Source organism: Cupriavidus sp. AU9028, from assembly GCF_019795295.1.
GTDB lineage: Bacteria > Pseudomonadota > Gammaproteobacteria > Burkholderiales > Burkholderiaceae > Cupriavidus.
The window spans coordinates 288,067-315,040 of record NZ_JAIMCG010000001.1 but is presented as its reverse complement, the minus strand read 5'-3'; the positions used below and the strand labels follow the sequence as shown (position 1 = coordinate 315,040).

25 protein-coding genes are annotated in these 26,974 nt (G+C 68.1%); 13 read left to right on the top strand and 12 right to left on the bottom strand.

Going from position 1 to position 26,974, the window contains the following annotated elements; translation table 11 throughout:
* Positions 1-93: 93 nt before the first annotated feature.
* Both K6V06_RS01405 and upp read left to right on the top strand, forming a co-directional pair.
* A complete protein-coding gene (locus K6V06_RS01405) occupies positions 94-1,053 on the top strand; it encodes a chemotaxis protein (RefSeq protein ID WP_222239777.1) in 960 nt (319 codons plus the stop codon).
* A gap of 170 nt (positions 1,054-1,223) precedes the next feature.
* Entirely contained in the window at positions 1,224-1,874 is a 651-nt protein-coding gene (gene upp, locus K6V06_RS01400; RefSeq protein ID WP_222239776.1) for a uracil phosphoribosyltransferase, read from the top strand.
* A 13-nt stretch (positions 1,875-1,887) separates the two neighbouring features.
* Here upp and K6V06_RS01395 read toward each other — a convergent pair whose 3' ends face one another.
* Positions 1,888-3,414 carry a helicase HerA-like C-terminal domain-containing protein gene (locus K6V06_RS01395; RefSeq protein ID WP_222239775.1) on the bottom strand — a complete coding sequence of 509 codons (1,527 nt, stop codon included), beginning with the start codon at positions 3,412-3,414 and terminating at the stop codon, positions 1,888-1,890.
* 289 nt (positions 3,415-3,703) lie between these two features.
* Here K6V06_RS01395 and K6V06_RS01390 point away from each other — a divergent pair, with 289 nt between their 5' ends.
* The 8 genes from K6V06_RS01390 (at position 3,704) to rng (ending at position 11,060) form a co-directional block, all read left to right on the top strand.
* Entirely contained in the window at positions 3,704-4,429 is a 726-nt protein-coding gene (locus K6V06_RS01390) for a YebC/PmpR family DNA-binding transcriptional regulator (protein ID WP_222239774.1), read from the top strand.
* Positions 4,430-4,543: 114 nt separating this feature from the next.
* Positions 4,544-5,812, top strand: a complete 1,269-nt coding sequence (gene purD, locus K6V06_RS01385; protein ID WP_222239773.1) for a phosphoribosylamine--glycine ligase — start codon at positions 4,544-4,546, stop codon at positions 5,810-5,812.
* 46 nt (positions 5,813-5,858) lie between these two features.
* Entirely contained in the window at positions 5,859-6,770 is a 912-nt protein-coding gene (gene hemF, locus K6V06_RS01380) for an oxygen-dependent coproporphyrinogen oxidase (protein WP_222239772.1), read from the top strand.
* A 5-nt stretch (positions 6,771-6,775) separates the two neighbouring features.
* Complete coding sequence (locus K6V06_RS01375; RefSeq protein ID WP_222239771.1) at positions 6,776-7,486, top strand: nicotinate-nucleotide adenylyltransferase; 711 nt, start codon at positions 6,776-6,778, stop codon at positions 7,484-7,486.
* A 50-nt stretch (positions 7,487-7,536) separates the two neighbouring features.
* Positions 7,537-8,364, top strand: coding sequence for a ribosome silencing factor (gene rsfS / locus K6V06_RS01370; RefSeq protein ID WP_222239770.1), 828 nt, complete (start codon positions 7,537-7,539; stop codon positions 8,362-8,364).
* Between the two features lie 26 nt (positions 8,365-8,390).
* Positions 8,391-8,861, top strand: a complete 471-nt coding sequence (gene rlmH / locus K6V06_RS01365; protein ID WP_222239769.1) for a 23S rRNA (pseudouridine(1915)-N(3))-methyltransferase RlmH — start codon at positions 8,391-8,393, stop codon at positions 8,859-8,861.
* A 68-nt stretch (positions 8,862-8,929) separates the two neighbouring features.
* Positions 8,930-9,550: a nucleoside triphosphate pyrophosphatase gene (locus K6V06_RS01360; RefSeq protein WP_222239768.1), complete on the top strand. Its 621-nt coding sequence runs from the start codon at positions 8,930-8,932 to the stop codon at positions 9,548-9,550.
* Positions 9,551-9,596: 46 nt separating this feature from the next.
* The gene (gene rng / locus K6V06_RS01355; protein WP_222239767.1) at positions 9,597-11,060 is read left to right on the top strand and encodes a ribonuclease G; all 1,464 of its coding nucleotides are present in this window, start codon (positions 9,597-9,599) and stop codon (positions 11,058-11,060) included.
* Here rng and K6V06_RS01350 read toward each other — a convergent pair.
* The gene (locus K6V06_RS01350; RefSeq protein WP_222239766.1) at positions 11,047-12,117 is read right to left on the bottom strand and encodes a hypothetical protein; all 1,071 of its coding nucleotides are present in this window, start codon (positions 12,115-12,117) and stop codon (positions 11,047-11,049) included. The two genes, rng and K6V06_RS01350, sit on opposite strands and share 14 nt — an antisense overlap.
* A gap of 472 nt (positions 12,118-12,589) precedes the next feature.
* Between K6V06_RS01350 and K6V06_RS01345 the strand changes: the two genes are divergently transcribed.
* Positions 12,590-13,141 (top strand): hypothetical protein, encoded by a 552-nt coding sequence (locus K6V06_RS01345; protein WP_255581507.1) that lies wholly within the window; start codon positions 12,590-12,592, stop codon positions 13,139-13,141.
* A 22-nt stretch (positions 13,142-13,163) separates the two neighbouring features.
* Here the strand turns inward: K6V06_RS01345 and K6V06_RS01340 are convergent, their stop codons facing one another.
* The 4 genes from K6V06_RS01340 to K6V06_RS01325 form a co-directional block, all read right to left on the bottom strand.
* Positions 13,164-13,562, bottom strand: coding sequence for a hypothetical protein (locus K6V06_RS01340; protein ID WP_255581506.1), 399 nt, complete (start codon positions 13,560-13,562; stop codon positions 13,164-13,166).
* A gap of 70 nt (positions 13,563-13,632) precedes the next feature.
* A complete protein-coding gene (locus tag K6V06_RS01335; RefSeq protein ID WP_255581529.1) occupies positions 13,633-14,262 on the bottom strand; it encodes a peroxidase-related enzyme in 630 nt (209 codons plus the stop codon).
* Between the two features lie 131 nt (positions 14,263-14,393).
* Complete coding sequence (gene msbA, locus K6V06_RS01330) at positions 14,394-16,157, bottom strand: lipid A export permease/ATP-binding protein MsbA (RefSeq protein ID WP_222239764.1); 1,764 nt, start codon at positions 16,155-16,157, stop codon at positions 14,394-14,396.
* Complete coding sequence (locus K6V06_RS01325) at positions 16,126-17,406, bottom strand: O-antigen ligase (protein WP_255581505.1); 1,281 nt, start codon at positions 17,404-17,406, stop codon at positions 16,126-16,128. The genes msbA and K6V06_RS01325 overlap by 32 nt, the downstream gene beginning before the upstream one ends.
* Before the next feature lie 18 nt (positions 17,407-17,424).
* Here K6V06_RS01325 and K6V06_RS01320 point away from each other — a divergent pair, with 18 nt between their 5' ends.
* A complete protein-coding gene (locus tag K6V06_RS01320) occupies positions 17,425-18,207 on the top strand; it encodes a glycosyltransferase family 2 protein (RefSeq protein WP_222239762.1) in 783 nt (260 codons plus the stop codon).
* Here the strand turns inward: K6V06_RS01320 and K6V06_RS01315 are convergent.
* Entirely contained in the window at positions 18,140-19,357 is a 1,218-nt protein-coding gene (locus tag K6V06_RS01315; protein ID WP_222239761.1) for a glycosyltransferase, read from the bottom strand. The genes K6V06_RS01320 and K6V06_RS01315 overlap by 68 nt on opposite strands.
* A 91-nt stretch (positions 19,358-19,448) precedes the next feature.
* Positions 19,449-22,961 (bottom strand): DNA polymerase III subunit alpha, encoded by a 3,513-nt coding sequence (gene dnaE / locus K6V06_RS01310; protein WP_222239760.1) that lies wholly within the window; start codon positions 22,959-22,961, stop codon positions 19,449-19,451.
* A 147-nt stretch (positions 22,962-23,108) separates the two neighbouring features.
* Here dnaE and K6V06_RS01305 point away from each other — a divergent pair, with 147 nt between their 5' ends.
* Entirely contained in the window at positions 23,109-23,987 is an 879-nt protein-coding gene (locus K6V06_RS01305) for a sulfurtransferase (RefSeq protein WP_222239759.1), read from the top strand.
* On the opposite strand, the gene K6V06_RS01300 is transcribed toward K6V06_RS01305, so the two are convergent.
* The 4 genes from K6V06_RS01300 to rimM all read right to left on the bottom strand — a co-directional run bounded on the left by K6V06_RS01300 (position 23,984) and on the right by rimM (position 26,896).
* The gene (locus K6V06_RS01300) at positions 23,984-24,664 is read right to left on the bottom strand and encodes a CoA pyrophosphatase (RefSeq protein ID WP_222239758.1); all 681 of its coding nucleotides are present in this window, start codon (positions 24,662-24,664) and stop codon (positions 23,984-23,986) included. The genes K6V06_RS01305 and K6V06_RS01300 overlap by 4 nt on opposite strands.
* Before the next feature lie 258 nt (positions 24,665-24,922).
* Complete coding sequence (gene rplS, locus K6V06_RS01295) at positions 24,923-25,321, bottom strand: 50S ribosomal protein L19 (protein WP_222239757.1); 399 nt, start codon at positions 25,319-25,321, stop codon at positions 24,923-24,925.
* A gap of 72 nt (positions 25,322-25,393) precedes the next feature.
* The gene (trmD, locus tag K6V06_RS01290; protein WP_222239756.1) at positions 25,394-26,188 is read right to left on the bottom strand and encodes a tRNA (guanosine(37)-N1)-methyltransferase TrmD; all 795 of its coding nucleotides are present in this window, start codon (positions 26,186-26,188) and stop codon (positions 25,394-25,396) included.
* A 30-nt stretch (positions 26,189-26,218) separates the two neighbouring features.
* Entirely contained in the window at positions 26,219-26,896 is a 678-nt protein-coding gene (gene rimM / locus K6V06_RS01285) for a ribosome maturation factor RimM (protein ID WP_370637347.1), read from the bottom strand.
* Positions 26,897-26,974: the final 78 nt, after the last annotated feature.

The window sequence follows — 26,974 nt, the reverse complement described above, 5'->3', positions numbered from 1 at the left end:
GATTCCCGCGCCATTGCGCTCCCTCGCGTCACCGCCGCAACCGGCGGGCGCCAGCGCGGAACCGATCCGCGGCGCAACGAGCGAGAGGAAGGCATGAGCGGATTGATGAAGGAAATTGACGAGCGGACCAACCTGACCAACAACAACCAGTTCGAGTTGTTGCTGTTCCGGCTGGGCAAGACGGACCGCTCGGGGCAGAACGAGATCTACGGCATCAACGTCTTCAAGGTCCGTGAAATCCTGGTGATGCCCAAGATCACCACGGTGGTCGGCAGCTCGCCGACCATGCTGGGCATGGCCGACATCCGCGGCCAGGTGATCCCGGTGATCGACCTGGCCAGGATCGTCGGCTGCACGCCGCAAGGCGGCAGCGCCGGCATCCTGCTGGTGACCGAATATGCCCGTTCGACGCAGGGCTTCGCCGTCGAGGGCGTCGAGGAAATCGTCCGGCTGGAGTGGAACGAAGTGGTGTCGGCCGAGGCCAGCACCAAGGGCGGGCTGGTCACCAGCATCGCCAAGCTGGATGCGGACACCCCGGACGCGCGCCTGGTGCAGGTGCTCGACGTCGAGCAGATCCTGCGCGACGTGCTGCCCACCAGCCAGCCCGATGTCGACCCCGCCACGGTCGGCCCCAAGCTGGCGCTCAAGCCTGGCTCGAAGATCCTGGCCGCCGACGATTCCGCACTGGCCCGCACGCTGATCACCCAGGGCCTGGACGCGATGGGCGTGCCGGTGCTGATGACCAAGACCGGCCAGGAAGCATGGGACCAGCTCAACGAGGTGGCCGACAGCGCCGCCAAGGCCGGCCGCGCCGTGCGCGACGAGATCGCCTGCGTGCTGACCGACCTGGAAATGCCGGAGATGGACGGCTTCACGCTGACCCGCAAGATCAAGGCCGACAAGCGCTTCCAGGGCATCCCGGTGATCATCCACTCGTCGCTGTCGGGCAGCGCGAGCGAGGACCATGTGCGCAAGGTCGGCGCCGACGCCTACGTGTCGAAATTCCTGGCCAAGGACCTGGCCGAGACCATTCGCGGCGTGCTGTACCGCTAAGGGCGGACACGACGCAGGCAACCGGCAGGCAGCAGGGGCGGCAGGCAGGCCGCCCGCGCCGCGACGGCGCAGCCGTCCGGCGCATCCATTACAATTCGGGCCGTAGCCGCCGCGGGAAGCCGCCGCGGCCCCTCCACACGCGCGCCCGCCCCTCACCCCTGCCGCAAGCCATGAAGCAAGATCCGCGTTTCCCGAATCTCTACATCCTCGACCACCCGCTGATCCAGCACAAGCTGTCGCACATGCGCGACCGCGACACCTCGACGCGGACCTTCCGCGAGCTGCTGCGCGAGATCACGCTGCTGATGGGGTATGAAATCACCCGCGAGCTGCCGCTGACCACGCGCCGCATCGACACCCCGCTGGTCCAGATGGACGCCCCGGTGATCGCCGGCAAGAAGCTGACCATCGTGCCGGTGCTGCGCGCCGGCGTGGGCATGAGCGACGGGCTGGTCGAGCTGATTCCCTCCGCGCGGATCGGCCATATCGGTGTCTACCGCGACGACCAGCACCGCCCTGTCGAATATCTGGTGCGGCTGCCCGCGCTGGAAGACCGCAGCTTCATCCTGTGCGATCCGATGGTCGCCACCGGCTATTCGGCGGCATATGCGGTGGATGTGCTCAAGCGCCGTGGCGTCAAGGACGAGGCGATCACCTTCGTCGCGCTGGTCGCCGCCCCCGAAGGCGTCGAGGTGTTCCAGAAAGCCCACCCGGGCGTGAAGCTGTTCGTCGCCTCCCTGGACAGCCACCTGGACGAGCACGCCTACATCGTGCCGGGCCTGGGCGACGCCGGCGACCGCCTGTTCGGCACCAAGAACTGATGCCCGCGCCGGCCTAGCGCCGGCGCTTGCTGCCCAGCAGGCTGCCCAGCACGCCCCGGATCAATTCGCGGCCGACCTGCGAGCCGACCGTGCGCGCGGCGGACTTGGCCATCGCCTCCAGGATCGAATCGCCGCGGCCGGTCTTGCCCGAGCCACGCGTCAGTTCGCCCCACAGGCCGCCGCCCTGCGCGCCCTGCTCCTGCCCGGGGCCGTTGCCGCTTTCGCGGGAGCGCGGCGCGGCAGGCTCCTGCTGCGCGGCGTTCGGCGCCGCCCGCATCTTCAGCCGCTCGTAGGCCGACTCCCGGTCCACCGTCTTGTCGTAGACGCCCGCCACCAGCGACGAGGCCAGCAGCTGCGCGCGCTCGGTCGCGTCGATCGGACCGATGCGGCTGCCGGGTGCGAGCACCCACGCACGCTCGGTGATCCCCGGCGTGCCCCTGTCATCGAGCAGCGACACCAGCGCCTCGCCCACACCCAGCTCCCCAATGGCCGCCTCCACATCCAGCTCCGGATTGGCGCGCATGGTCGTCGCCGCCACCTTGACGGCCTTCTGGTCGCGCGGGGTGAAGGCCCGCAGCGCGTGCTGCACGCGGTTGCCGAGTTGCCCCAGCACGGTATCCGGAATGTCGGCCGGGTTCTGCGTGACGAAGTACACGCCCACGCCCTTGGAGCGGATCAACCGGACCACCTGCTCGATCTTGTCCAGCAGCGCGCGCGGCGCGTCGTCGAACAGCAGGTGCGCCTCGTCGAAGACGAACACCAGCTTCGGCTTGTCGAGGTCGCCCGCCTCCGGCAGCTTCTCGAACAGCTCGGACAGCAGCCACAGCAGGAACGTCGCGTACAGGCGCGGCGCATGCAGCAGCCGGTCGGCCGCGAGGATGTTGACGACCCCCTGCCCGCGCTCGGTCTGCATGAAGTCGTCCAGGTTCAGCATCGGCTCGCCGAAGAAGGCGTCGGCGCCCTGCGCCTCGAGCGCCAGCAGGCCGCGCTGGATCGCGCCGACCGAAGCGGCCGAGATGTTGCCGTACTCGCTGCGGTATTCGCCGGCCTGCTCGGCGACATGCTGCAGCATCGCGCGCAGGTCCTTGGCATCGAGCAGCAGCAGGCCGTTGTCGTCGGCGATGCGGAACACCAGGTTCAGCACGCCCTGCTGGGTGTCGTTCAGTTCCAGCATGCGCGACAGCAGCAGCGGTCCCATGTCGGAGACGGTGGCCCGCACCGGATGCCCCTTCTCGCCGAACACGTCCCACAGCGTGGTCGGGCAGCCGCGCCATTCGGGCTCGGGCAGGCCCAGCTCGGTCAGGCGCCGGGCCAGCTTGTCGCTGCCGCGGCCGGGCTGCGAAATGCCGGTCAGGTCGCCCTTCACGTCGGCGAGGAAGACCGGCACCCCCTGCCGGGAAAAGCCTTCGGCGAGCACCTGCAGCGTCACGGTCTTGCCGGTGCCGGTCGCGCCGGTGATCAGCCCGTGGCGATTCCCCATCTGCGGCAACAATGCCAGTTCATGCCGGGCGTTCTTTGCGATGACTATGGGGTCGGCCATATTGGTTTCCGGTTGCGTCCGAGCGAAGCGGCAAACGGGCGGCGGCGGCAATGCGCCGGCCCGCGCGGCGCCTGTGGCGCAGCGGCCGCGTGATAAAATCCCGGGCTGATTATAGCCAGCAGCGCACGGCAGCAGCGGGCCGACAGCAGCGTTGCTCTTGCCTCTGCACTCGCGCCGCCAGCGGCCGCCGCCGTAGCGGTTGCACCGCCGCGAGACGGCGGCCGGTCCGCCCCGGCAGCGTCACGCATCGCCGCCCCCTTACTCGATACCATCCGCATCGGAGAACACCATGGCCGGTCATTCCAAATGGGCCAACATCAAGCACAAGAAAGCCGCCGCTGACGCCAGGCGCGGCAAGATCTGGACCCGTCTGATCAAGGAAATCACCGTTGCCGCGAAGCTGGGGGGCGCGGACGCCGACTCCAATCCGCGCCTGCGGCTGGCCATCGACAAGGCGACCGACGCCAACATGCCCAAGGACAACATCCAGCGCGCGATCCAGCGCGGGGTGGGCGGGCTCGAGGGCGCCAACTACGAGGAAATCCGCTACGAGGGCTACGGCCTGAGCGGCGCCGCCATCATCGTCGACTGCCTGACCGACAACCGCACCCGCACCGTGGCCGAGGTCCGTCATGCCTTCTCGAAGCACGGCGGCAACATGGGCACCGAAGGGTCGGTGGCCTTCATGTTCACCCACTGCGGCCAGTTCCTGTTCGCCCCGGGCACGCCCGAGGACAAGCTGATGGAGGCGGCGCTGGAAGCCGGCGCGGACGACGTCGTCACCAACGAGGACGGCTCCATCGAAGTGGTCTGCCCGCCCAACGATTTCGGTACGGTCAAGGCAGCGCTCGAAGCGGCCGGCTTCAAGGCCGAAGTCGCGGACGTCGTGATGAAGCCGCAGAACGAGGTGACCTTCACCGGCGACGACGCCGTCAAGATGCAAAAGCTGCTGGACGCCATCGAGAACCTCGACGACGTGCAGGAAGTCTTCACCAACGCGGTGATCGCCGACTGACCATGGCGGGGGCGGCTGCCCGGCAGCGGCCCTCCCCTTTTCCCCCGGTGCTGCCGCGCTGCGCGCAGCGGCACGAACGCCGGGTTTCAAGCGTATTTCTTCTGGCAGTGAATCATGAAAGTAATGGTTGTCGGCTCGGGCGGACGTGAACACGCGCTGGCCTGGAAACTGGCCCAGTCGCCCAAGGTGCAGGTCGTCTACGTGGCCCCGGGCAATGGCGGCACGGCGCTGGACAAGCGCCTGCAGAACGTGCCGGTGACCGACCCGCAGGAGCTGGCCGACTTCGCGCAGCGCGAAGGCGTCTACTACACGGTGGTGGGCCCCGAGGCGCCGCTTGCCGCCGGCATCGTCGACCTCTTCCGCGCCCGCGGCCTGCGCATCTTCGGCCCGACCCGCGCCGCCGCGCAACTGGAGTCGTCCAAGGACTTCGCCAAGGCGTTCATGCATCGGCACGGCATTCCGACTGCCGCCTACCAGACCTTCAGCGACGCCGGCGAGGCGCACGCGTATCTGGACGCGCAGGGCGCGCCGATCGTCATCAAGGCCGACGGCCTGGCCGCGGGCAAGGGCGTGGTGGTCGCCACCACGCTGGAGGAAGCGCACGCCGCCGTGGACATGATGCTGGGCGACAACAAGCTGGGCGATGCCGGCGCGCGCGTGGTCATCGAGGAATTCCTCGAGGGCGAGGAAGCCAGCTTCATCGTGATGGTGGAAGGCGGCCATGTGCTGGCGCTGGCCACCAGCCAGGACCACAAGCGGCTGCAGGACGGCGACGCCGGCCCCAACACCGGCGGCATGGGCGCCTACTCGCCCGCCCCGGTGGTCACGCCCGCACTGCACGCACGGGTACTGCGCGAGATCATCGTGCCGACCGTGCGCGGCATGGAGAAGGATGGCATTCCGTTCACCGGTTTCCTCTACGCCGGCCTGATGATCGACAAGGACGGCAACCCGAGGACGCTGGAATTCAACTGCCGCATGGGCGATCCGGAGACGCAGCCCATCATGGCACGCCTGAAGACCGACCTGTTCGACGTGATGGAAAGCGCGGTCACCGGCAAGCTGGACCAGGTGGTGCTGGACTGGGACCGGCGCACCGCGCTGGGCGTGGTGATCGCCGCGCACGGCTACCCGGACGCGCCGCGCAAGGGCGATACCATCACCGGCATTCCGGCCGACACCGAAGACAGCGTGACCTTCCACGCCGGCACCACGCTGGCCGACGGCACGCTGCTGACGACCGGCGGGCGCGTGCTGTGCGTGGTGGGACTGGCCGACACCGTCAAGGCCGCGCAGCGCACCGCGTATGCCGCCGTGTCGCAGATCCGCTTCGACGGCATGCAGTATCGTACCGATATCGGCTATCGCGCGATCCGGCACTGATGCCCGGCGCCAGCGCTTCGTCATCGACCATCCGACCCGTGAACACATGATCGATTCCCAGGCAGTGCGCGCCTACCTGCTCGGTCTGCAGGACCGCATCACCGCAGCCGTCGCCGACATCGACGGCCGGCCCTTCGCCATCGACGCCTGGGAAAAGCCGCCCACGGAACGGCTGCGCGGCAATGGCCGCACCTGCATCCTCGAGGAAGGCGGCGTGATGGAGCGCGCCGGCGTCGGCTTCTCGCACGTGCGCGGCGACATGCTGCCGCCTTCGGCCACCGCCAACCGGCCCGAGCTGAGCGGCCGCGGCTTCGAGGCGATGGGCGTGTCGCTGGTCTTCCATCCGCGCAACCCCTATGTGCCGACCGTGCACATGAACGTGCGCTGCTTCATGGCGGTCCGCGCCGGCGCCGATCCGGTCTGGTGGTTCGGCGGCGGCATGGACTTGACGCCCTACTACGGCAATGCCGACGACTGCCGGCATTTCCATGCCACCTGCAAGGCCGCGCTGGCGCCCTTCGGCGACACCCTCTACCCGCGCTTCAAGCGCTGGTGCGACGAGTATTTCTTCCTGAAGCACCGCAACGAGGCGCGCGGCATCGGCGGCATCTTCTTCGACGACTTCGCCGAACTCGGTTTCGAGCGCAGCTTCGCCATGATGCAGGCGGTCGGCGACGGCTTCCTCGAAGCCTATCTGCCGATCCTGCGCGCGCGGATGGATACGCCCTTCGGCGAGCGCGAGCGCGAGTTCCAGGCGATCCGGCGCGGCCGCTATGTCGAATTCAACCTGGTATTCGACCGCGGCACGCTGTTCGGCCTGCAATCGGGCGGGCGCACCGAGTCGATCCTGATGTCGATGCCCCCGCGCGCCGCATGGCGCTACGACTGGCAACCGGAACCGGGCAGCGCCGAGGCGGCGCTCGCGACCGACTTCCTGCCGGCGCGGGACTGGGTCTGATCCGCATGACGGAAGCCGCTCCATCGACCCCGGCCCCAGCCATTCCTTCCTCGAAGGCGCGCCCACGACGCGTCGGCCTGCTGGGCGGCACCTTCGACCCGCCACATGCCGCTCACGTCGCGCTGGCCCGGCTCTGCATCGACCGGCTCGGGCTGGACGAACTGCTGTGGATTCCCACCGGGCAGTCCTGGCAAAAGGGCACCGATGTGACGCCCGCCGCCCAGCGGCTGGCGATGACGGAACTGGCCGCCGCCGCCCTGCAGGACAGCGCAGCGCAGGTGCGCACCAGCCGGATCGAGGTCGACCGCGCCGGCCCCAGCTATACCATCGACACCGTGCGCGCCTGCCGGGAGCAATATGGTGCGGCGGCGTCGCTATGCTGGCTGATGGGGGCGGACCAGCTGTTGCGGTTGCATACCTGGCATGGCTGGGAGCAATTGCTCGACTACGTGCACCTGTGCGTCGCCACGCGCCCGGGCTTCGACCTGGCGCAGCTGGACGGACCGGTACGCGAGGCGGCGGCGGCCCGCCGCGCCGACACCGCCCTGATACAATCCACGCCCTTCGGCCGGATCTGGATCGAGCCAACCCTCGCCATCGACCTGTCCTCCACCGCCCTGCGCCAGCGCCTTGCCGCCGGCGAGCGGGCGGATGACCAACTCCCCGCGGGCGTGGCAAACTACATTGCCACTCACGGACTCTATCGCCATGGCTGAATCCGGAGCCCGCTCCCGGCCATCGATTCCACGCTGACAAGAAAAGCACCATGGATATTCGCAAACTGCAACGCGCCATCGTCGATGGCCTTGAGGACGTCAAGGCGCAAGACATCAAGGTCTTCGACACCACGCACCTGACCGAACTGTTCGACCGCGTGGTGATCGCCAGCGGCACCTCGAACCGGCAGACCAAGGCGCTTGCCTCCTCGGTACGCGACACCGTCAAGGAAGCGGGGGGCCATATCGTCGCGGTGGAAGGCATGGAAACCGGCGAATGGGTGCTGGTCGACTGCGGCGACGCGGTCGTGCACATCCTGCAGCCGCAGTTGCGCCAGTACTACAACCTGGAAGAGATCTGGGGCGACAAGCCGGTCCGGGTCAAGCTGGGCGCCGCGAACAAGGGCTTCGCCAAGGCCAGCGAGCCGATGGACGAGGAAGAGGAAGAGGCCGCACCGCGCGCGCGGACACGCCGCTCCGCCACCGAGCGCCCGGCGCTGGCCCGCCTGCCCGAAGGCATGAAGGAACCGTCGCCGCCGATGGGTCACGAGGACACCGACCCCGACGCGATCGCCACCATGCGCAAGCCGGTCCGCGCGCGCGCTAGCGACGAGGACGGCGCCGCGCCGCGCCAGCGCGCCACCACGCGCAGCCCGGCAACGAAGACGGCCGGCCGCACCACCACGCGGACCGCTGGAACCAGGACCGCCACCAAGACGGCCACCAAGACCGCCGCCAAGACGGCGACCAAGACCCCCTCCCGGTCCCCGGCGACGAAGACGGCAACCAGGACCGCCAGCAAGACGGCAACCAAGACCGCAGCCAAGACCGCGGCCAAGACCACCGCCCCCCGCAAGCGCAGCACGCGCTCGTCCTGATCGGTCGCGGACAGACGGAGGCGCCCTTGCAACTGCTGATCGTCGCCGTCGGCCACAAGATGCCGGCCTGGATCGAAGCCGGCTTCGCCGAGTATGCCCGCCGCATGCCGCCGGAGCTGCGCATCGAGCTGCGCGAGATCAAGCCCGAAACCCGGTCGTCCAGCAACAACGCCGCCACCGTGATGCAGCGCGAGGCGGCGCGGATCGAGGCGGCACTGCCCAAACAGTGCCGCATCGTCGCGCTGGACGAGCGCGGACGCGACCTGACTACCATGCAGCTGGCCGACCAGCTGACCGGCTGGCAGCGCGAGGGCGGCGACGTCGCCTTCCTGATCGGCGGCGCGGACGGACTGGACCCGTCGCTGAAAGCGCGCGCCGGCATGCTGCTGCGGCTCTCCAGCCTGACGTTGCCCCACGGCATGGTGCGCGTGCTGCTCGCCGAGCAGCTGTACCGTGCGTGGTCGGTCACGCAGAATCACCCGTATCATCGGGCCTGACGCTGTGCCCCGGCGCCACGCGCGCCCATCGACCGTGCCGGTCGCCCCTTCCCTTCCGACAACCCTTCATGCACGGAGCCGACGTGATCCACGACGTCCTCTATCTCGCCTCCCAGAGCCCCCGCCGCCAGGAACTGCTGACCCAGCTGGGCATCGGCTTCGAAATGCTGCTGCCTGGCGACGACGAGGACGCCGAAGCGCTGGAAGCGGTGCTGCCCGGCGAATCGCCGGATGACTACGTGCAGCGTGTCTGCGCGCTGAAGGCGGAGGCGGCGCTGCGCCGCCGGGAGGCGCGCGCGCTGCCGGCCAGCCCGGTGCTGACCGCCGACACCACCGTCTGCCTGGGCGGGCGCATCCTCGGCAAGCCAGCCGATGCTGCCGGCGCCGCCGCCATGCTGGCCGAGCTGTCCGGCACCACCCACCGCGTGCTGACCGCGGTGACGGTGGTTTCGACAGTGGGCATGCAGCACGCGCTGTCGATTTCCGAGGTCACCTTTCGGGCGATGAGCGAGGATGAAATCGCCCGCTATATCGCCAGCGGCGAACCGATGGGCAAGGCCGGCGCCTACGGCATCCAGGGCCGCGCCGCCGAGTTCGTCCAGAGAATCGCCGGGAGCTATTCGGGTATCATGGGCCTGCCCCTGTTCGAGACGGCGACGCTGCTGCGGCAGGCCGGATTGCGCTTCTGATCGCCCCTCCCGCCGCCCGCCACGCGCTCCAGATCGGCGCTTCCCTATGACCGAAGACATCCTCGTCAATATCACTCCGCAGGAAACGCGGGTTGCCATCGTCCAGCAAGGCGCGGTGCAGGAACTGCACGTCGAGCGCACCCTGACGCGCGGGCTGGTGGGCAACCTCTATCTGGGCAAGGTGGTACGCGTGCTGCCCGGCATGCAGTCGGCGTTCATCGATATCGGGCTGGAACGCGCCGCCTTCCTGCATGTCGCCGACATCTGGCACCGGCGCGAGAACGACCGCTCCGCCAACGCGCCGCTGGCCATCGAGAAGACGCTGTTCGAAGGGCAGTCGCTGATGGTGCAGGTAATAAAGGACCCGATCGGCACCAAGGGGGCGCGGCTGTCCACGCAGGTCAGCATCGCCGGCCGCACGCTGGTCTACCTGCCGCAGGACCCGCATATCGGCATCTCCCAGCGGATCGAGGGGGAAGTCGATCGCGAAGCGCTGCGCGCCCGGGTACAGGGACTGGTACCGGCAGACGAGCGCGGCGGCTTCATCGTGCGCACCATGGCCGAGGACGCCACCGACGAGGAACTGGCCAACGACATCGCCTATCTGCGCAAGATCTGGGCATCGATCCGGCAGAACGCCACTGCCCTGCCCGCACCCAGCCTGCTGTACCAGGACCTGAACCTGGCCCAGCGCGTGCTGCGGGACTTCGTCAGCGACGTCACCGGCGCCATCCAGGTCGACTCGCGCGAGAACTTCCAGAAGCTGGTCGAGTTTGCGCAGGAATACACCCCGACGGTAATCTCGAGGCTGTCGCACTACGCTGGCGAGCGCCCCATCTTCGACCTGTTCAACGTCGATGCGGAAATCGAGCGCGCCCTGTCGCGCCGGGTCGATCTGAAGTCGGGCGGTTACCTGATGATCGACCAGACCGAGGCGATGACCACCATCGACGTCAACACCGGGGGGTATGTCGGCGCGCGCAATTTCGACGACACCATCTTCAAGACCAATCTCGAGGCGGCGCACACCATCGCCCGGCAACTGCGCCTGCGCAACCTCGGCGGCATCATCATCATCGACTTCATCGATATGGAGAACGCCGAGCACCGCGATGCCGTGCTATCGGAGCTGAAGCGCGCGCTGTCCCGGGACCGCACCCGGATTACCGTCAACAGCTTCTCCCAGCTGGGCCTGGTCGAGATGACGCGCAAGCGCACTCGCGAGTCGCTCGCCCACGTGCTGTGCGAGCAGTGCCCGGTATGCCAGGGCAAGGGCCAGGTCAAGACGCCGCGCACGGTCTGCTACGAGATCCTGCGCGAGATCATGCGCGAATCGCGCCAGTTCAACCCACGCGAGTTCCGCATCCTCGCCTCGCAGGAGGTGATCGACCTGTTCCTCGAAGAGGAGAGCCAGCACATGGCGATGCTGGGCGACTTCATCGGCAAGCCGATTTCGCTGCAGGTGGAATCGACCTTCCACCAGGAACAGTACGACATCATCCTGATGTAGTCGTCGGCTGCGGCGCCTGCCGGCGCATCGGCAAGTTCAGTTTCGCCATCTCCTCCTCGCACAGCGCCATCTCGGCACGAAGGGCGCTCACGACGCTGCCGAACAAGCCGGCCAGGATGTCGTCTGGCTCCGCCGTTATCGCCGAGCCGAGCATGCGGTCGAAATCGCCGACATGATCCAGCGCGCCGCTCGGACCGAGGCGGGCGAAGGCCGACTGCGGCCATACGGCAGCCGGCATGACCTGCACCCACATCGCCACGGCACTGGCCGTGGCTACCGCCCCCTGCAGGTCCAGCCGCGCCGTCGCAGGGGAAGGCCGCGCAAGTGCCGGACCCTCAGGCGGCGACGCACCGGGCGCTGCGCTGAGCAACGCCGCTGCTGCCTCCAGCGCGGCATGGATCTCCGGCAGCAGACGCCTGCGGACGGCCGGCGTGCACTCCTTCCGTGTCGGCTGCCGATGGCCGAGCAGCACTTCGAACGGAGGCTGGCTGAAGGTGAGCGGCTCGATGATCTGCCAGGCGCGCTCGAGAGGGGCAAGACAACCCTGCACCAGCGGCCGCGCCGCCGCGGATACGTGAAACGGCTTGCGTGCGTCGGCATTGCGATCCTCGTGCGGTTCCAGCGCCTGCCGCAACGCGGCAAACGCAAAGCGCGCGACCCGGTGCAGGTCTGTGTCCGCCTCCTCGCGTTGCCGATGGGCACGACGTCGGCAGGAGGCGATGGCACGTGCAAGCACGACGACGGAGGCAATGGCCACCAGCGGCCCCATGACGATGATGGCAGGCGGACAGGCCATCGATACCGTGACGGCGGCCAGTAGGGCGGTCAGCAGGAACAGCTGCGCCCAGTCCGGCTGTACCGGCATGCCGAATCGCGCGGCCACCGCCCCCAACAGCCTGCCAACCCTGGCCAGCTCTCGTCGCAGCGCCGCGGTAATCCGCTCCAGCTGGGCGCCGAGCCTCGCATGGTGGCTGGCATGTTCTACCGTCTGCCGCGCGTCTCCCGTGCCCTCGTGACGATCGACGTGCGAGGCGACAAAGGCGGTGTAGGAATCCATCCACTCGCCCAGCAGACCATTCACCTTGTGCAGCAGCCGCGTGGCCGCCCTGTTCGGCGCCCGCAGCGACGGGCTGGCGAGGGACCCTTCGATAGCGCCGCACCCTGGGCTGCACGCGCCCGCGGCCGGGCCGGAGGACCCGCTGGCCCGCGGTTCCTCATTCCCCTCGGGGCCGGCCCCCCCGGTGCCCCCACTGCGCGGGCGGTCCACGATCACTCCACGGACAAACGTCACACCTGCCTCCCTGCGGTTGCATACCCTGGCCGGACGAGCCCAAAGGACGCGCCGGAACAATCCGCCACCATAGGCAAAGGATGCGCGGAGCGCTTCCGGATTTGCACTGACGTTGAGTAAAACGCCGTAACGGGAGTAACGGGAGGAGCATCAGGGTGCGTCCGGATGGCACGAGACCGCCCATCCGCTATAACGCCATCAGGAAGCCGTCCACCGCTACCAGGGCAGGGAGGCCAGCATGGTCGTCGACAAGGAAGGCAACGGCATGGCAAGGTGGTTGCGGCAGACGGCGGTGACGTGGCCAGCGCTGCTGGCGCTGCTGGCGCTGATCGCCGGCTGTACGGCACCGCAACTCGCGCAGCGCACAGAACTCGCCCTGCCGCCGGTCCCGCCGGAGCGCCAGATGACTCCGACCCCACCCCTGCCCATCCCGTATCGCCAGATCGAGCTGGCCGGCTACTGCAGCCGCACGGAGGACGACGGTTTCCGCGAGGAAGCCCGTGTCCGCGTCGCTGACAACGTCGTGCAGGCGTTGAACTGGAAACTGTGGGTGTCGCGCCGTGGCAGTTGCGCCTTCGACCTGGACGAGTTTCGCCAGGTCATGAAGCTGCCGCATATCGAACTGCTGGCCAGGGACGCCAGCGGCTGCAAGCTGATGGTCTGGCAGGACCCGCGCCGCATCACGCTGGCGCATGCCGGCTGCCAGCAGCGCTGCACCCCGGGCATCTACGAGGAAGCGTGGCCCGTGATGTTCGACCCGGACAACGGCATGTGCGCGCAGACGCGTTAGCGCCTGTCCGGGCCGCCGTGGCTTAGCCGCGCTTGACCCACACCACGATACCGCCGGCGATGCCCAGCGTACGCCGTTCCTCGCGGAAGTCCATGGTGCCGGGGAACTGCTGCGCGTCGCGCTGCCCGATGCGGTAGACGCAGCCCTTGAGCAGCGCCACTGCCTCGGCTTCGGTCTTGCCGACCAGGGCGTTGTCCTCCATGCCGTCCGCCGCGCAGGCGCGCGGGTCCGGCGTGCCGGCCACATTGGGTGGCATCAGCATCTGCTCCGAAGGTGGCGGCGGCGGGGGCGCCTCGGGAAACGGCTCGCTGGCACAGCCGCCGGCGAGCGCCGCGGCGGCCAGCAGCGGCACCAGGCGCGCGCCCGCGCGCACTGTTGCAAGGGGAAAGTCCGGGCGCCACGGCGCCGTGCGTCGATTCATGCGTTCTCCTGCAGCAAAGAAACGGAACATCGGCCGCGCGGCGGGGCGGTACCGGCCCTGCCCGCGGTCATCATCTGGCTTTCGGCACCCGACCCATCAGGAACAACTCGTCGTTGGGTCGCATGCCGATGGTATTGGCCATCCGGTTGGACAAGCCGAAGAAAGCGACGATGGCGGCGATGTCCCAGGCATCCTCGTCGGATAGCCCGTGCGGACGCAGCGCGTCGAAATCGCTCTCGCCGATGGCATGGGAGGCCGTGCAGACCGTCATCGCAAAATCGAGAATGGCGCGCTGGCGCGGCGGCAGGTCCGCCTTGCGGTAGTTGACGGCAACCTGATCGGCCAGCAGGGGCTGCTTCTCGTAGATCCGCAGGATGGCGCCATGCGCGACCACGCAATACAGGCACTGGTTGACCGCGGAGGTGGCCACCACGATCATCTCGCGCTCGCCCCTGGTCAGACCGCCCTCCTTGTCCATCAGCGCGTCGTGATACGCGAAGAAGGCGCGAAATTCCGCCGGCCGGTGCGCCAGTGCCAGAAACACGTTGGGCACGAAGCCGGCCTTCTCCTGCACCGCCAGGATACGCTGGCGCATATCGTCCGGCAGATCCTGCAATGCCGGCACTGGATACCGGCTGATCGGCCGGTCCGGCTCCCCGCCCGGCGGCTGTTGCGTCGCACTGCCTTGCCCCTGCTGCATCTGGCCCATCGTCGTCTCCTCGGTCGTTTGCGTGGAACAGCCGACCGGCCGTGGCCGGCCACGGGCACAGCGTACACGGCATTGCCGCGCCGGCCAAAACGGCGACCGGCGACCGGCGCACGGCCAGACCGTCAGTGCGTGGCGAACTGGATCCGATGCAGGCCCGCGTACAGGCCATTGGCGGCCAGCAGCTCGCCGTGCGTGCCCAGCTCGGCGAGCCGGCCCTGGTCCAGCACGGCAATGCGGTCGGCATTCTCGATGGTGGAGAGCCGGTGCGCGATCACCAGCGTGCTACGGCCCTTCATCAGCGATTCCAGCGCGGCCTGCACCTGCCGCTCGGACTCGGAGTCCAGCGCCGAGGTCGCTTCGTCCAGGATCAGGATCGGCGCATCCTTGTACAGCGCCCGCGCGATCGCCAGCCGCTGGCGCTGGCCGCCCGACAGCTTCATGCCGTTGTCGCCGATATTGGTATGGACGCCGTTGGGCAAACCCGCCACCACGTCCGTCAGGTAGGCCGCCTCCAGCGCCCGTTCCACGCGCGCCATGTCGATCTGGTCGGTCGAATGCACGCCGTAGGCGACGTTGGCCGCCACGCTGTCGTTGAACAGCACCACATCCTGGCTGACGAAGGCGATCTGCCGGCGCAGGTCCTGCAGCGCCAGCTGGTCCAGCGGCTGGCCGTCGAGCCGGATCTGCCCCTCGGTCGGATCGAAGAAGCGCGGCACCAGGTTGACCAGCGTGGTCTTGCCGCTGCCCGACGGGCCCACCAGCGCGACCACCTCGCCGGCGCGCACGGTCAGCGACACGTCCTGCAGGGCCGCCTTGCCGGCCCCGCCGTAACGGAAGCCGACGCGCTCGAACACCAGCTCGCCGCGTGCGCGCTCCAGCGGCAGCCCGCCCTCCTGGCGCTCGACGGGTTCGTCGATCAGCCGGAAGATCATTTCCGCCGCGGTCAGGCCGCGCGTGAGCGGCTGATTGATGTCGGTCAGGTGCTTCAGCGGCGAGATCAGCAGCAGCATCGCCATCACGAAGCCGGTGAACTCGCCCACGGTGGTCTGGTTCGCCTGCGACTGCACCATCGCAATGGTCAGGATCACGGACAGCGCCACCGACGCCAGGAACGCCGTCACCGGCTGGTTCAGGCCGCCTGCCACCGCCATCCGCATCGAATAGCCGCGCAGGCGGCCGGCCATGGTCTGAAAGCGGCCCAGTTCATAGGTCTCGCCGCCATGCAGCTTGATCACCTTGTAGCCGCCCACCGCTTCCTCGACGACGTAGGCCGCTTCGTTGGTTAGCGACTGGTGGTCGCGGTTCAGCTTGCGCAGGCGCCGGTTCACGCGCGACATGATGAAGCCGATCACCGGCAGGATCACCGCCACCACCAGGGTCAGTTGCCAGTTGGTGTAGAACAGGTAAGCGAGCAGCGCCAGTACCGTCAGCGAGTCGCGCACCAGCGTGATCAGCACGCTGGTGAGCACCTGCAGCACCTGGTTGACCTCGAAGATCACCGCATTGATCAGCGACGCGGCGGTATTGCGATGGAAGAACCCTGCCGGCGCATACAGCAGCCGCCCGAACATCTGCAGCCGCATGCGGTACAGCACGCGGTTGGAAATCAGGTTCAGCAGGTAGCCGGAGGCGAACTGCGCCAGACCGCGGATCAGCGCGACGCCGACCAGCAGCGCCGGCACATGCCAGAGCTTGCCGGCGTAGGCGCCGCCGAAGCCGTTGTCCAGCAGATCGTTGACGACCTTCGGGATGATGCCCTCGCAGCCAGCGACCAGCGCCATGGCGAGGATCGCCAGTGCCAGCACGCGGACTTCGGGCTTCAGATAGGACCAGACACGCTTGAGCGTTGCCGTTTCAGACCGCTGGGTTTTCGCTGCTTCTGTCACTGTTGTTCGATTCCGTTGCTTTGCATGTCGTCTCCCCCAGAGCGGTCAGTCCGAGCAGCAGCCCGGTCGCTCCGGCATAGAACACGATGTTGGCCTGGTGCGCCATCGTGACCTGGGTCAGGCCCGAGATGACGCTGGCCGCGGTGAATGCCAGCCCGGCGGCGGGCACCGTCCAGTCGACGCCCTCCTGCCGCCGGCGGCGCAGTGCCCCGGCGAACAGCCAGCCGGGCACGGCGAAGATGGACAGCATCGCCAACAGGCCGGGGACCCCCGTCGTGGCCAACGCCTCCATCGCGTCATTGTGCGCATGCGCGAGGCAAAATTCGTAACGCTTGCGCTCGCGCTCCGCGCAGCCGTCGAGGTTGCCTGTCACAGTGCCGAAACGCCCCAGTCCCACGCCCATCAGCGGGCGCTCGATCGCCGCCCGGGCAGCCAGCCGCCAGACCAGCAGGCGCGCGCCGATCGACGAATTGGGGTCGCCAGCGCGGTACATCTGCAGGTCGGTGCCGATGCGGTCGACCCGGCTGGCGACGGGACTGCCCGGCACCAGATAGGCGGCGACCAGCAGCAGCAGCATCGCGCCGACGCTCAGGACGAACCCGCGCACCCGCATGCCCTGATGGCGCACCGGCAGCAGCAGCGGAAACACCATCAGCGTCGCTACCCAGGCGCCGCGGGAACCGTTGATGCCAAGCACCAGAAGCGCGCCCACCAGCGTGCCCCATGCCAGCAGATGATCGCGGCGGCGACGGCCAGGCCGGGCGAACCCGATCAGGCCGAGCGCGGCCACCATATTGCCGAAGGCGATCGGCTGCAGGAACGCCGAAGGCCGCGCCTGCGCCATGCCGATCTTCTGCACCAGCATCACCGCCAGCGCCAGCCCGATCGCGACCGGAATGCCGCGCCACAACCATTGGCGTTGCGGGCGGCAATGCAGCACGGCGAGAAAGCCGAGCGGGATCAGCAACAGCCGCGACGGATTGTCCAGCGCGCCCCAGTCCAGGTCGTAATGCAGCTTGGAGCCGAAACAGACCGCTGCTACCGCTAGAATGACGGCGCCCAGCAGATAAAGCATCTGGCGCTGGCGCCCCACCAGGCGAGGCGCGCCACGGGCGGTCAACAACCAGGCCAGCAGGATGGCAACCAGCACCATGCTGGCGCCCCGCGGAACGCAGAGCATCAGGATCGGAAACGAGAACAGCATCGCGTTCCCGGCCAGGCGCCGGGTGGGCCCAGTCGTCTCGTTCAACACCATAACGCCGGTTCTATGAGTATCTCAGTCGTACTAATCACAAAAAATGAGGCGCACAACATCGCGGCCTGCCTGGAAAGCGTGTCCTGGTGTGACCGGGCGATTATAGTGGATTCAGGTAGCACGGACGGCACGCAGGACCTCGCTCGCGCCCTGGGCGCACAGGTGGTCGAAACCGCCGACTGGCCCGGGTTCGGACCACAGAAGAACCGCGCGCTGGCGCATGCCGACACCGACTGGGTGCTGTCGATCGACGCCGACGAGCGGGTCACGCCCGAGCTGCGCGAGCAGATCGTCGCCGCCATGCAGTCGGGCAGCGCCGATGCGTATCGCATGCCCCGCCTGTCGCGCTTCTGCGGACGGTTCATCCGCCATGCCGGCTGGTATCCCGACTACGTGGTCCGCCTGTTCCGCCGCGGCAAGGCCCGCTTCACCGACGATCTGGTGCACGAGAACCTGATCGTCGACGGCACCACCGGCAGCCTCTCCACGCCCCTGCTGCATTACACCTACGACGACTTCTCGCAGGTGCTGCGCAAGGTCGAACAGTATTCGACCCTCGGCGCACGCCAGAGCTTCGCGCGCGGCAAGACGGCCACGCCGGCCAGCGCCGTGCTGCATGGCACCTGGGCGTTTGTTCGGACCTATCTGCTGCGCCGCGGGTTCCTTGATGGGGCACAGGGACTGGGCGTCGCGATGATGAACGCCCACGCCAGCTACTACAAGTACATCAAGCTGTGGCACCTGCAGCGGACTGCAGGCGATGCGCCGGCAGCAGATCCCGCACGCAGGCGGTGAACGCCGCGGCGGTGGGGCCGAAGCCCATCTGCTCCACATGCTCGGCGGCTCGGGCCAGGGTCCGCTCGCGCAGCGCCGCGTCGGTCAGGCCGCGATGCATGGCCTCGGCCAGCGCCGCCGCATCGCCGACCGGAACCAGCAGCCCGGCCCTGCCGCCATCGAGAATCTCGTGCGGTCCCACCGGACAATCGGTGCTGATGACGAACTGGCCCGCCGCCAACGCCTCCAGCAGCACGTTGGGCAGCCCCTCCATCTTCGAGCTGTAGGCCATCAGCCGGGCGCGCCGCACCCACGCATGGGGATTGGACTGGAAACCGACGAAATCGACCCGGTCGGCCAGGCCCAGCGAGCGCGCCAGCGCCTCCAGCGCGCCGCGCGACGGTCCGTCGCCGACAATCACCAGCCGCTCCGGACAGGCGGTCTGCTCGACCAGCCGCGCATAGGCGCGCAGCAGCGTGGAAAAGTCCTTCTGGGTTTCCTGCAGCCGGCCCACCGAGACGATGTACGGCTGTGCCGGAACGTCGGCCGGCTGCGCGGCGCGTTCGCGAATCGCCGCCAGGTCGATGGCGTTGTACAGCCGCACAAACTTGTGGGCGACCTGCGGCAGCAACTGCCGCGCCTCCTGCAGCATCGCATCGTTGAGCAGCGCGAGCCGGTCGTAGTGCTGCTCGCACTGCCGCTGGATCTTGCGCAGCCGGCGCGGATTGTGCGCGGCGAAGTGGCCGAGGCTGAAGTGCGAATACCCCATGGTGGGCTGCGCCAGGCGGCCGGTCAGCCGCGACAGCGACATGTCGTAGTCCACCACCACATCGTAGCCGCTGGCGATCTGGCGAAAGCGCCTGGCCACCAGCGGCTTGCGCACCGGCGGCAACAACACCTCTTCGTAGAGCTTGCCCAGCGGACCCAGGCGCCGCTGCGTCTTCAGCTGCCGGCAACGCGCAAGCCACGGTTCGGGCGCCAGCACGTGCAGCGTGACATCGGCCGGCAGCCTCGCCCTGAAATGCCGCTCCAGTTCCTCGGTCGGATAGGTCAGCGACAGGCCGAGCCGGAACGGGCCGCCGGAAAGCGACTGCAACAGGGAGATCAGCGACGTCTCGATGCCGCCGTGCAGGAAATGGGTCTGGTGGATCAGCAGTCCGGGGGAAGGCATCGGCGCTCGCTAGTCTGGCCGGCCCGCGACAGGCGCGGGACCGGCATGATGGGGCTGGACGGGGATCGGCGAAATCGGCGAAATCGGCGTATCAGGGGTAGCAGATGGCGACGCTGTCGTCGGGCAGCGCCGAGCGGATCTGCGCCAGCGCCTCTTCCGACGGCGTGATGCGCCACTCGCGTCCCAGCACCGCTTCGCACTGGGCGCGCTCGTTCCAGTAGGCCACCCGCACCGCCACCCCGCCGCGGTCGGACTGCCGCGCCACCCATGGCGTCAGCAGCTCGCGCAGCAAGGCGGTCGAGGCATTGCCGTTGAACGACAGCCGGACCGCCTCGGCGTACTGCACACGGGCGGCCACCACATCCATCACCGATTCGGCGGTGAAGCGCACCCCGCCGGTGAAGCTGTCATGCCGGGCATTGCCCTGGACGATCAGCAGCTCGTCCTCGCGGAACAGCGGGCGGTTGGCGTCGAACAGCTCGTTGAACACCGTCACTTCGACCTGGGCGGTCCCGTCGTCCAGCAGCACGATCAGCATCTTGCCCCGCTGCGTCATCTGCGTGCGGATGCCGGTGATCACGCCGGCGATGACCTTGCCGCGCACGTCGCGGCCGAAGCCGCCGCCGTTGCCCTGCACTTCCTTTTCCAGGGCAGCCAGCGTGCCCTTCAGGAAGCGGCGCACCTCGTCGCGATACGCATCGAACAGATGGCCGGAGAAGTAGTAGCCGAGGGCCTGCTTCTCTTCCTGCAAGGCCCGCTTGACGGTCCAGGCCGGCTCGTCCAGCAGTTCCGGCCGATGCGCGTCGCCGTCATCGGCCATCAGGTCGAACAACGACACCTGGTTGGCCGACTCCGCCTTCTGCTCGGCCGCCTCCATCGCGCGCGGCACCGAGGCCAGCAGCTGCGCACGATTGGGGTTCAGGCTGTCGAACGCGCCGGCGCGGATCAGCGCCTCGATGGTGCGGCGGTTGACCTGGCGGCGGTCCACCCGTTCGCAGAAGTCGAACAGATCGGTGAACGGCCGCTCTTCCCGCGCGCGCAGGATGTCCTCGATCGCCCCCTGCCCCGAGCCCTTGATGCCACCCAGGCCATAGCGGATGGTGCGCGCATCGGTCGGCGCGAAGCGGTATTCGCTGGCGTTGACATCGGGCGGCAGCACCTTCAGGCCGTTGGCCTTGCAGTCCTCGTAGAGGATCTTGACCTTGTCGGTGTCGTCCATGGCCAGCGACATGTTGGCTGCCATGAATTCGGCCGGATGGTGTGCCTTCAGCCAGGCCGTGTAGTAGGCCAGCAGCGCATAGGCGGCCGCGTGCGACTTGTTGAAGCCGTAGCCCGCGAACTTCTCCATCAGGTCGAAGATCTCGTCGGCCTTCTCCGAGCTCAGGCCATTCTTCGCGGCGCCCTCGCGAAACAGCTCGCGGTGCTTGGCCATCTCCTCGGGCTTCTTCTTGCCCATCGCGCGGCGCAGCAGGTCGGCGCCGCCCAGCGAGTAGCCGCCGATGATCTGCGCCATCTGCATCACCTGCTCCTGATAGACCATGATGCCGTAGGTCTCTTTCAGGACGGGTTCGACGCGCGGATCCGGATACTCGACCTTCTCGCGCCCATGCTTGCGCGCGCAGAAGCTGGGGATCAGGTCCATCGGCCCCGGGCGGTACAGCGCCACCAGCGCGATGATGTCCTCGAAGCGGTCGGGCTTGGCGTCCTTGAGCATGCCCTGCATGCCGCGGCTTTCCAGCTGGAACACCGCCACCGTATTGGCGCTCTTCAGGACATCGAAGGCCTTCGCATCGTCCAGCGGAATCTGGCTGCAGTTCCACTCGGCCTTGCCCGGATCGAGCCGGCGGATATAGCGCTCGGCCCAGTCCAGGATGGTCAGCGTGGTCAGGCCCAGAAAGTCGAACTTGACCAGGCCCGCGGCCTCCACGTCGTCCTTGTCGTACTGGCTGACCACGCCGCTCATGCCGTCGTTCTGGCCGCCCTGCGTGTACAGCGGACAGAAATCGGTCAGCTTGCCCGGCGCGATCAGCACGCCGCCGGCGTGCATGCCGACGTTGCGGGTCATGCCTTCGACCCGCTGCGCCAGCTCCAGCAGCTGGCGCACTTCCTCCTCGTTGTTCTCGCGCTCGGTCAGCAGCGGCTCTTCCTTCTTCGCCTCCTCGATCGTCACCAGCTTGCCCGGCTTGAACGGGATCAGCTTGGCCACGCCGTCGACGAAGTTGTAGCCCAGGTCCAGCACCCGGCCCACGTCGCGCACCGCGGCCTTCGCCGCCATGGTGCCGAAGGTGGCGATCTGCGACACCGCGTCCTTGCCGTACTTCTCCTTGACGTACTGGATCACGCGGTCGCGCCCGTGCTGGCAGAAGTCGATATCGAAGTCGGGCATCGAGACCCGCTCCGGGTTCAGGAAACGCTCGAACAGCAGCGCGTACTTGAGCGGGTCCAGATCGGTAATGCCCAGCGCGTAGGCCACCAGCGAACCGGCGCCCGAGCCGCGGCCCGGGCCCACCGGCACGCCATTGTTCTTGGCCCAGTTGATGAAGTCCGCCACGATCAGGAAGTAGCCCGGAAAGCCCATCTTGATGATGGTGCCGGTCTCGAACTCCAGCCGCGCGTAGTACTCCGGCCGCCGCGCCTCGCGCTCGGCCTCGTCCGGGAAGAGCACCTCCAGCCGCCGCTCCAGCCCTTCCTTTGCCATGTGGACCAGATAGTCGTCCAGCGACATGCCGTCCGGGGTCGGGAACAGCGGCAGGCGCGCCTTGCCCAGCTCCAGCGTCAGGTTGCAGCGGCGCGCGATCTGCACCGAGTTCTGCAGCGCGGACGGAATGTCGGCGAACAGCTCGCACATCTCGTCCTGCGTCTTGAAGTACTGATCCGTGGTGAAGCGCCGCACCCGGCGCGGATCGGCCAGCAGCTCGCCCTCCGCGATGCAGACACGGGCCTCGTGCGCGGTGAAGTCGTCCGCCGTCATGAACTGCACCGGGTGCGTGGCCACCACTGGCAGCTGCAGGGTCGCGGCCAGCTGCACCGCCTGCTGCACGTAGGCTTCGGTGCCGGCATGCCCGGCGCGCTGCAGCTCGATATAGAAGCGATTGGGGAACACCGCGGCCCAATGGCGGGCGGCGCGCTGCGCCGCGGCGGCGTTGCCGTTGGCCAGCGCCTGGCCGATCTCGCCGGCCATCGCGCCGGACAGCGCGATCAGGCCGCTGGCCAGCGGCGCGCCGCCGTCACCAGGTTCCTCGAACCAGCCCGGCTCGATCTCGGCGCGGCCGCGATGCTGATTGTTCAGCCAGGCGCGCGACAGCAGCACACACAGGTTCAGGTAGCCCTGCTGGTCCTGCACCAGCAGCTGCAGCCGGCTCGGCTTGTCGCGGTCGTCCGCGTTGGTGAGCCACACATCCGCGCCGAGGATCGGCTTGACGCCGCCGGAGCGGGCTTCCTTGTAGAAGCGGATCAGGCCAAAGGCGTTGGCCAGATCGGTGAGCGCGAGCGCGCCCATGCCGTCGTTGGCGGCGGCCTTGACGGCATCCTCCAGACGGACGATGCCGTCGACGACGGAGTATTCGGAATGAAGCCGGAGGTGTACGAAGCGGGGCGAAGACATGGGCGCCATTGTACCGGCTCGGGACAGCGCCGGCGATCCGCCCTCGCGCCCGACCGGCTATAATTTCCGGTTTCCCATCGGGCAGTTACCGATGACGGACGGGCCAGCCCGGCCGCGTCTGTCACGCCCACCCGGTTGTCGCGGCACATGCAGATCGTCAATATTTCCGCCTACAAGTTCGTCACCCTGGAAGACCTCGAGTCCTTGCGCGAAACCATGCGCGAGCGTTGCGCCGCGGCCGGGCTCAAGGGCACGATCCTGCTGGCGCCCGAAGGCATCAACCTGTTCCTGGCCGGCACCCGCGAGGCGATCGACGGCTTCGTCGGCTGGCTGCACGCCGACCCGCGCTTCGCCGACATCGCACCGAAGGAGAGTCTGTCGGACACCCAGCCCTTCAAGCGGATGCTGGTGCGCCTGAAGCGCGAGATCATCACCATGAAGATGCCGCTGATCCGCCCCGAGGACGGTCGCGCGCCGTCGGTGCGTCCGGCCGACCTGAAGCGCTGGCTCGACGCCGGCCATGACGACGAAGGCCGGCCGGTGGTGATGCTGGATACCCGCAATGCCTTCGAGGTTGCGGTCGGCACCTTCGAACAGGCGGTCGATTACGATCTGCAGAAGTTCAGCGACTTCCCGGCGGCGATCGCCGAGCACAAGGCCGAGTTCGAAGGCAAGACCGTGGTGTCGTTCTGCACGGGCGGCATCCGCTGCGAGAAGGGCGCGATCCACATGCAGCAGGCCGGCATCGAGAACGTCTACCAGCTCGAAGGCGGCATCCTGAAGTATTTCGAGGAAGTCGGCGGCGATCACTACCGCGGCGATTGCTTTGTCTTCGACTATCGCACCGCGCTCAATCCCAGCCTGGAGCCGGCCGGGCCGAAGCAGTGCTTCGCCTGCCGTGCGGTGGTCACGCCGGAAGAACAGCAAAGCCCGCTGTATGTGGTGGGCCAGAGCTGCCCGCATTGCCATGGCCGCCGCGAGCAGGCCAGCGCCGCTGGCGCCGCGACGGAAGGTCTGGCCGGCTAGGCCGCCAGCAGGTGATAGAGATTGCGCAGCATGCCGGCCGTCGCGCCCCAGATGAAGCGATGCCCGCCGCCCTCGCGCGGATAGGGCATCGCGTAGAAGCTGCGCTCGCCGTCGACCCAGCGGAACAGGCGCCGCTGGTGGTGTGACGGGTCCATCAGGAAGGCGAGCGGCACCTCGAACACCTCCGCCACTTCGCCGGCATCCGGCCGCAGCACGAACTCGCCGCGCACCAGCCCGACCACCGGGCAGACATGAAAGCCCGTACCCGTGATGTAGTCCGGCAGCATGCCAAGGACCTCGATATGCGTGCGCGCGAGCCCGATCTCTTCCTCGGTCTCGCGTAGCGCCGTGTCCACACGGTCGACGTCCCCTGCCTCGGACCGCCCGCCCGGGAAACTGATTTGTCCCGCGTGGGCGCTCAGGTTGGCATTGCGCTGGGTCAGCAGCACCGACAGCCCGTCCGCGCGCTCCACCAGCGGAATCAGCACGGCCGCGTCACGCAGGCCCTGGCTCGCGTCATAGACGCGCGACTCGTCCGTCAACTCCGGCTGCCAGCTGGGCGGCGCATGAAACCGATGCCGTATGAACTCCGGACGCAGCCGCGGCGCGGAAAGCGGCGGACGGTGGCTGTCGGTGGAAAGGACGGGCAGGGATTCGGGATCGAATGCGGGGCGCATAGGGGGAGAAGTATGACAGAAGCTGGCAGGGCGGGCAGGCGCTCGCTGGCCCTCTCCCCCGCCCCTCTCCCGCAAGCGGGCGAGGGGAGCAAACCGCCGCCAATCGAGTTCCCAGCGGTGTTCTCCCCTCTCCCGCCTGGCGGGAGAGGGGCCGGGGGAGAGGGCACCACCGACCCATCCACCGCCACAACGCAAAAAGGGCACCCGAAGGTGCCCTCCAAGACGGGACCGCGGCCCCGCCAGTTCGCCTTGCCGCGATTACTCGGCGGCAGCGACGGCAGCAGCGGCCTTGGCCTTGCTGACCAGCTTTTCCTTGATTCGAGCCGACTTGCCCGAACGCTGGCGCAGATAGTACAGCTTCGCGCGACGCACGTCGCCGCGACGCTTCACTTCGATGCTGGCGAGCAGCGGCGAGTACAGCTGGAACGTACGCTCCACGCCTTCACCCGACGAGATCTTGCGCACGATGAAGGACGAGTTCAGGCCACGGTTACGCTTGGCGATCACCACGCCTTCGTAAGCCTGCACGCGCTTGCGGTTGCCTTCGACCACGTTCACGTTGACGACAACGGTGTCGCCCGGCGCGAATGCGGGGATGGTCTTGTTCGCGGTCAGACGCGCGATTTCTTCCTTCTCGATCTGCTCGATGATGTTCATCGTTCTTCTCCTGTGCCATCGTACCGGCGTTGTGTACCCGCGCTGTGGCGGGCCCCGGCAGAGGATGGGGTTTCAACCGGCGGGAGTCGCCCCCCGCCCTTCCTTCGCCATCCACGCCGACAGGAACTTCTCGTCGGCGCGGGACAGCAAACCGTTGCTGCGCGCGGCCTCGATCAGATCGGGGCGCTTGCGCGCGGTGTTGGCCAGCGCCTGCTGGCGCCGCCACTTTTCTATCTCGGCGTGATGGCCGCCCAGCAGTATCTCGGGCACCCGCACGCCTTCGTATTCTTCCGGCCGCGTGTAATGCGGGCAGTCCAGCAGCCCGTTGACGAAGCTGTCCTGCACCGCCGACTGCGAATCGCCCAGCACGCCAGGCAACAGCCGCACCACCGCGTCGATCAGCGCCATCGCCGGCAGCTCGCCGCCCGACAACACGAAGTCGCCGAGGCTGATCTCTTCGTCGACACGGCGATCGATCAGCCGCTGGTCGATCGCCTCGTAGCGCCCGCACAGCAACACCACGCCCGGCCGCGCCGCCAGCTCCACCACCTTGCGGTGCGTCAGCGGCGCGCCTTGCGGCGACATCAGCACGACATGCGCAGGCTGGTCGGCAGCGACCGCACCGGCTTGCGTCTGGGCGGCAATGGCCGCGTCGATCGCATCCTCCAGCGGGCGCGCCAGCATCACCATGCCCGGCCCACCTCCGTAGGGGCGATCGTCGATGGTCCGGTAGTTGTCCACGGTGAAGTCCCGCGGATTCCAGCAGCGCAGCGCATAGCGCTGCTGCTTCGCCGCCCGGCTGGTGATCCCCCAGTCGGTCAGCGCCCGGAACATCTCGGGGAACAGCGTGATCACGTCGAACTGCATCCGCTCACTCCTGTTCCTGATTCCGGGGACTCAGTAATCGAGCCCCCAATCCACCACGATGCGCCGCTCGTCGATCCGCACGTCCCGCAGGTAAGCATCGACGAACGGAATCAACCGCTCACCGGTCTTGCCGTCGGGCAAGACATGCGCGACCTGCAGGATCTGATGCACACCGTTGTCGATCAGCCCGGACACTTCGCCCAGCGGCTCGCCCTGCTCGTTGAACACGGCGCAGCCGATCAGATCGACCCAGTAGAACTCGTTCTCTTCGGGCGGCGGAAAATCCTGCCGCCGGATCCAGACGCGGCGGCCCTTGAGCGCTTCCGCGACGTTGCGGTCGGCCACGCCGCTGCCCTGCGCCACCACCGTCCCGCTATGTTCGCGGGATTGGGCAATCTTCAGGCAGACCGGCGCGCGGTCCGCGCCACCGGCGGGCGCCGCACCACGGCCCACTTCGGCGGGCAGCAGCCACCAGCGCCGCGCATGCAACAGCGCAGCCGCATCGTCGGCATGGGGCTGGACCTTGATCCAGCCGCGGATGCCATAGGCCGCGGCAACATAGCCGACCTCGACCAGATCCTCGGGCAATGCGCCGGCGTCGATCAGCGTGCCCGGGATGCGTACCCGTGCCGCTTGTTGCGGCGCAGGCCCGTTCAGGGGCACCCGGCCATCGGCTCGGCGCGCGGAGGCGGACTTGCTGTCGTTCACTTCAAACCCCGCAAAGCACGCAGACGCCCATCGCTATCCCGAGACACGGCGAGATGCGAGCGGCGGTACGTGAATGCG

Excerpts from the sequence above, each read along its gene's own strand:
- K6V06_RS01405 (WP_222239777.1), top strand. The coding sequence starts at position 94 with ATGAGCGGATTGATGAAGGAAATTGACGAGCGGACCAACCTGACCAAC.
- upp (WP_222239776.1), top strand. The coding sequence starts at position 1,224 with ATGAAGCAAGATCCGCGTTTCCCGAATCTCTACATCCTCGACCACCCG.
- K6V06_RS01395 (WP_222239775.1), bottom strand. The coding sequence starts at position 3,414 with ATGGCCGACCCCATAGTCATCGCAAAGAACGCCCGGCATGAACTGGCA.
- K6V06_RS01390 (WP_222239774.1), top strand. The coding sequence starts at position 3,704 with ATGGCCGGTCATTCCAAATGGGCCAACATCAAGCACAAGAAAGCCGCC.
- purD (WP_222239773.1), top strand. The coding sequence starts at position 4,544 with ATGAAAGTAATGGTTGTCGGCTCGGGCGGACGTGAACACGCGCTGGCC.
- hemF (WP_222239772.1), top strand. The coding sequence starts at position 5,859 with ATGATCGATTCCCAGGCAGTGCGCGCCTACCTGCTCGGTCTGCAGGAC.
- K6V06_RS01375 (WP_222239771.1), top strand. The coding sequence starts at position 6,776 with ATGACGGAAGCCGCTCCATCGACCCCGGCCCCAGCCATTCCTTCCTCG.
- rsfS (WP_222239770.1), top strand. The coding sequence starts at position 7,537 with ATGGATATTCGCAAACTGCAACGCGCCATCGTCGATGGCCTTGAGGAC.
- K6V06_RS01360 (WP_222239768.1), top strand. The coding sequence starts at position 8,930 with ATGCACGGAGCCGACGTGATCCACGACGTCCTCTATCTCGCCTCCCAG.
- rng (WP_222239767.1), top strand. The coding sequence starts at position 9,597 with ATGACCGAAGACATCCTCGTCAATATCACTCCGCAGGAAACGCGGGTT.
- K6V06_RS01350 (WP_222239766.1), bottom strand. The coding sequence starts at position 12,117 with ATGGATTCCTACACCGCCTTTGTCGCCTCGCACGTCGATCGTCACGAG.
- K6V06_RS01345 (WP_255581507.1), top strand. The coding sequence starts at position 12,590 with ATGGTCGTCGACAAGGAAGGCAACGGCATGGCAAGGTGGTTGCGGCAG.
- K6V06_RS01340 (WP_255581506.1), bottom strand. The coding sequence starts at position 13,562 with ATGAATCGACGCACGGCGCCGTGGCGCCCGGACTTTCCCCTTGCAACA.
- K6V06_RS01335 (WP_255581529.1), bottom strand. The coding sequence starts at position 14,262 with ATGCAGCAGGGGCAAGGCAGTGCGACGCAACAGCCGCCGGGCGGGGAG.
- K6V06_RS01320 (WP_222239762.1), top strand. The coding sequence starts at position 17,425 with ATGAGTATCTCAGTCGTACTAATCACAAAAAATGAGGCGCACAACATC.
- K6V06_RS01315 (WP_222239761.1), bottom strand. The coding sequence starts at position 19,357 with ATGCCTTCCCCCGGACTGCTGATCCACCAGACCCATTTCCTGCACGGC.
- dnaE (WP_222239760.1), bottom strand. The coding sequence starts at position 22,961 with ATGTCTTCGCCCCGCTTCGTACACCTCCGGCTTCATTCCGAATACTCC.
- K6V06_RS01305 (WP_222239759.1), top strand. The coding sequence starts at position 23,109 with ATGCAGATCGTCAATATTTCCGCCTACAAGTTCGTCACCCTGGAAGAC.
- K6V06_RS01300 (WP_222239758.1), bottom strand. The coding sequence starts at position 24,664 with ATGCGCCCCGCATTCGATCCCGAATCCCTGCCCGTCCTTTCCACCGAC.
- rplS (WP_222239757.1), bottom strand. The coding sequence starts at position 25,321 with ATGAACATCATCGAGCAGATCGAGAAGGAAGAAATCGCGCGTCTGACC.
- trmD (WP_222239756.1), bottom strand. The coding sequence starts at position 26,188 with ATGCAGTTCGACGTGATCACGCTGTTCCCCGAGATGTTCCGGGCGCTG.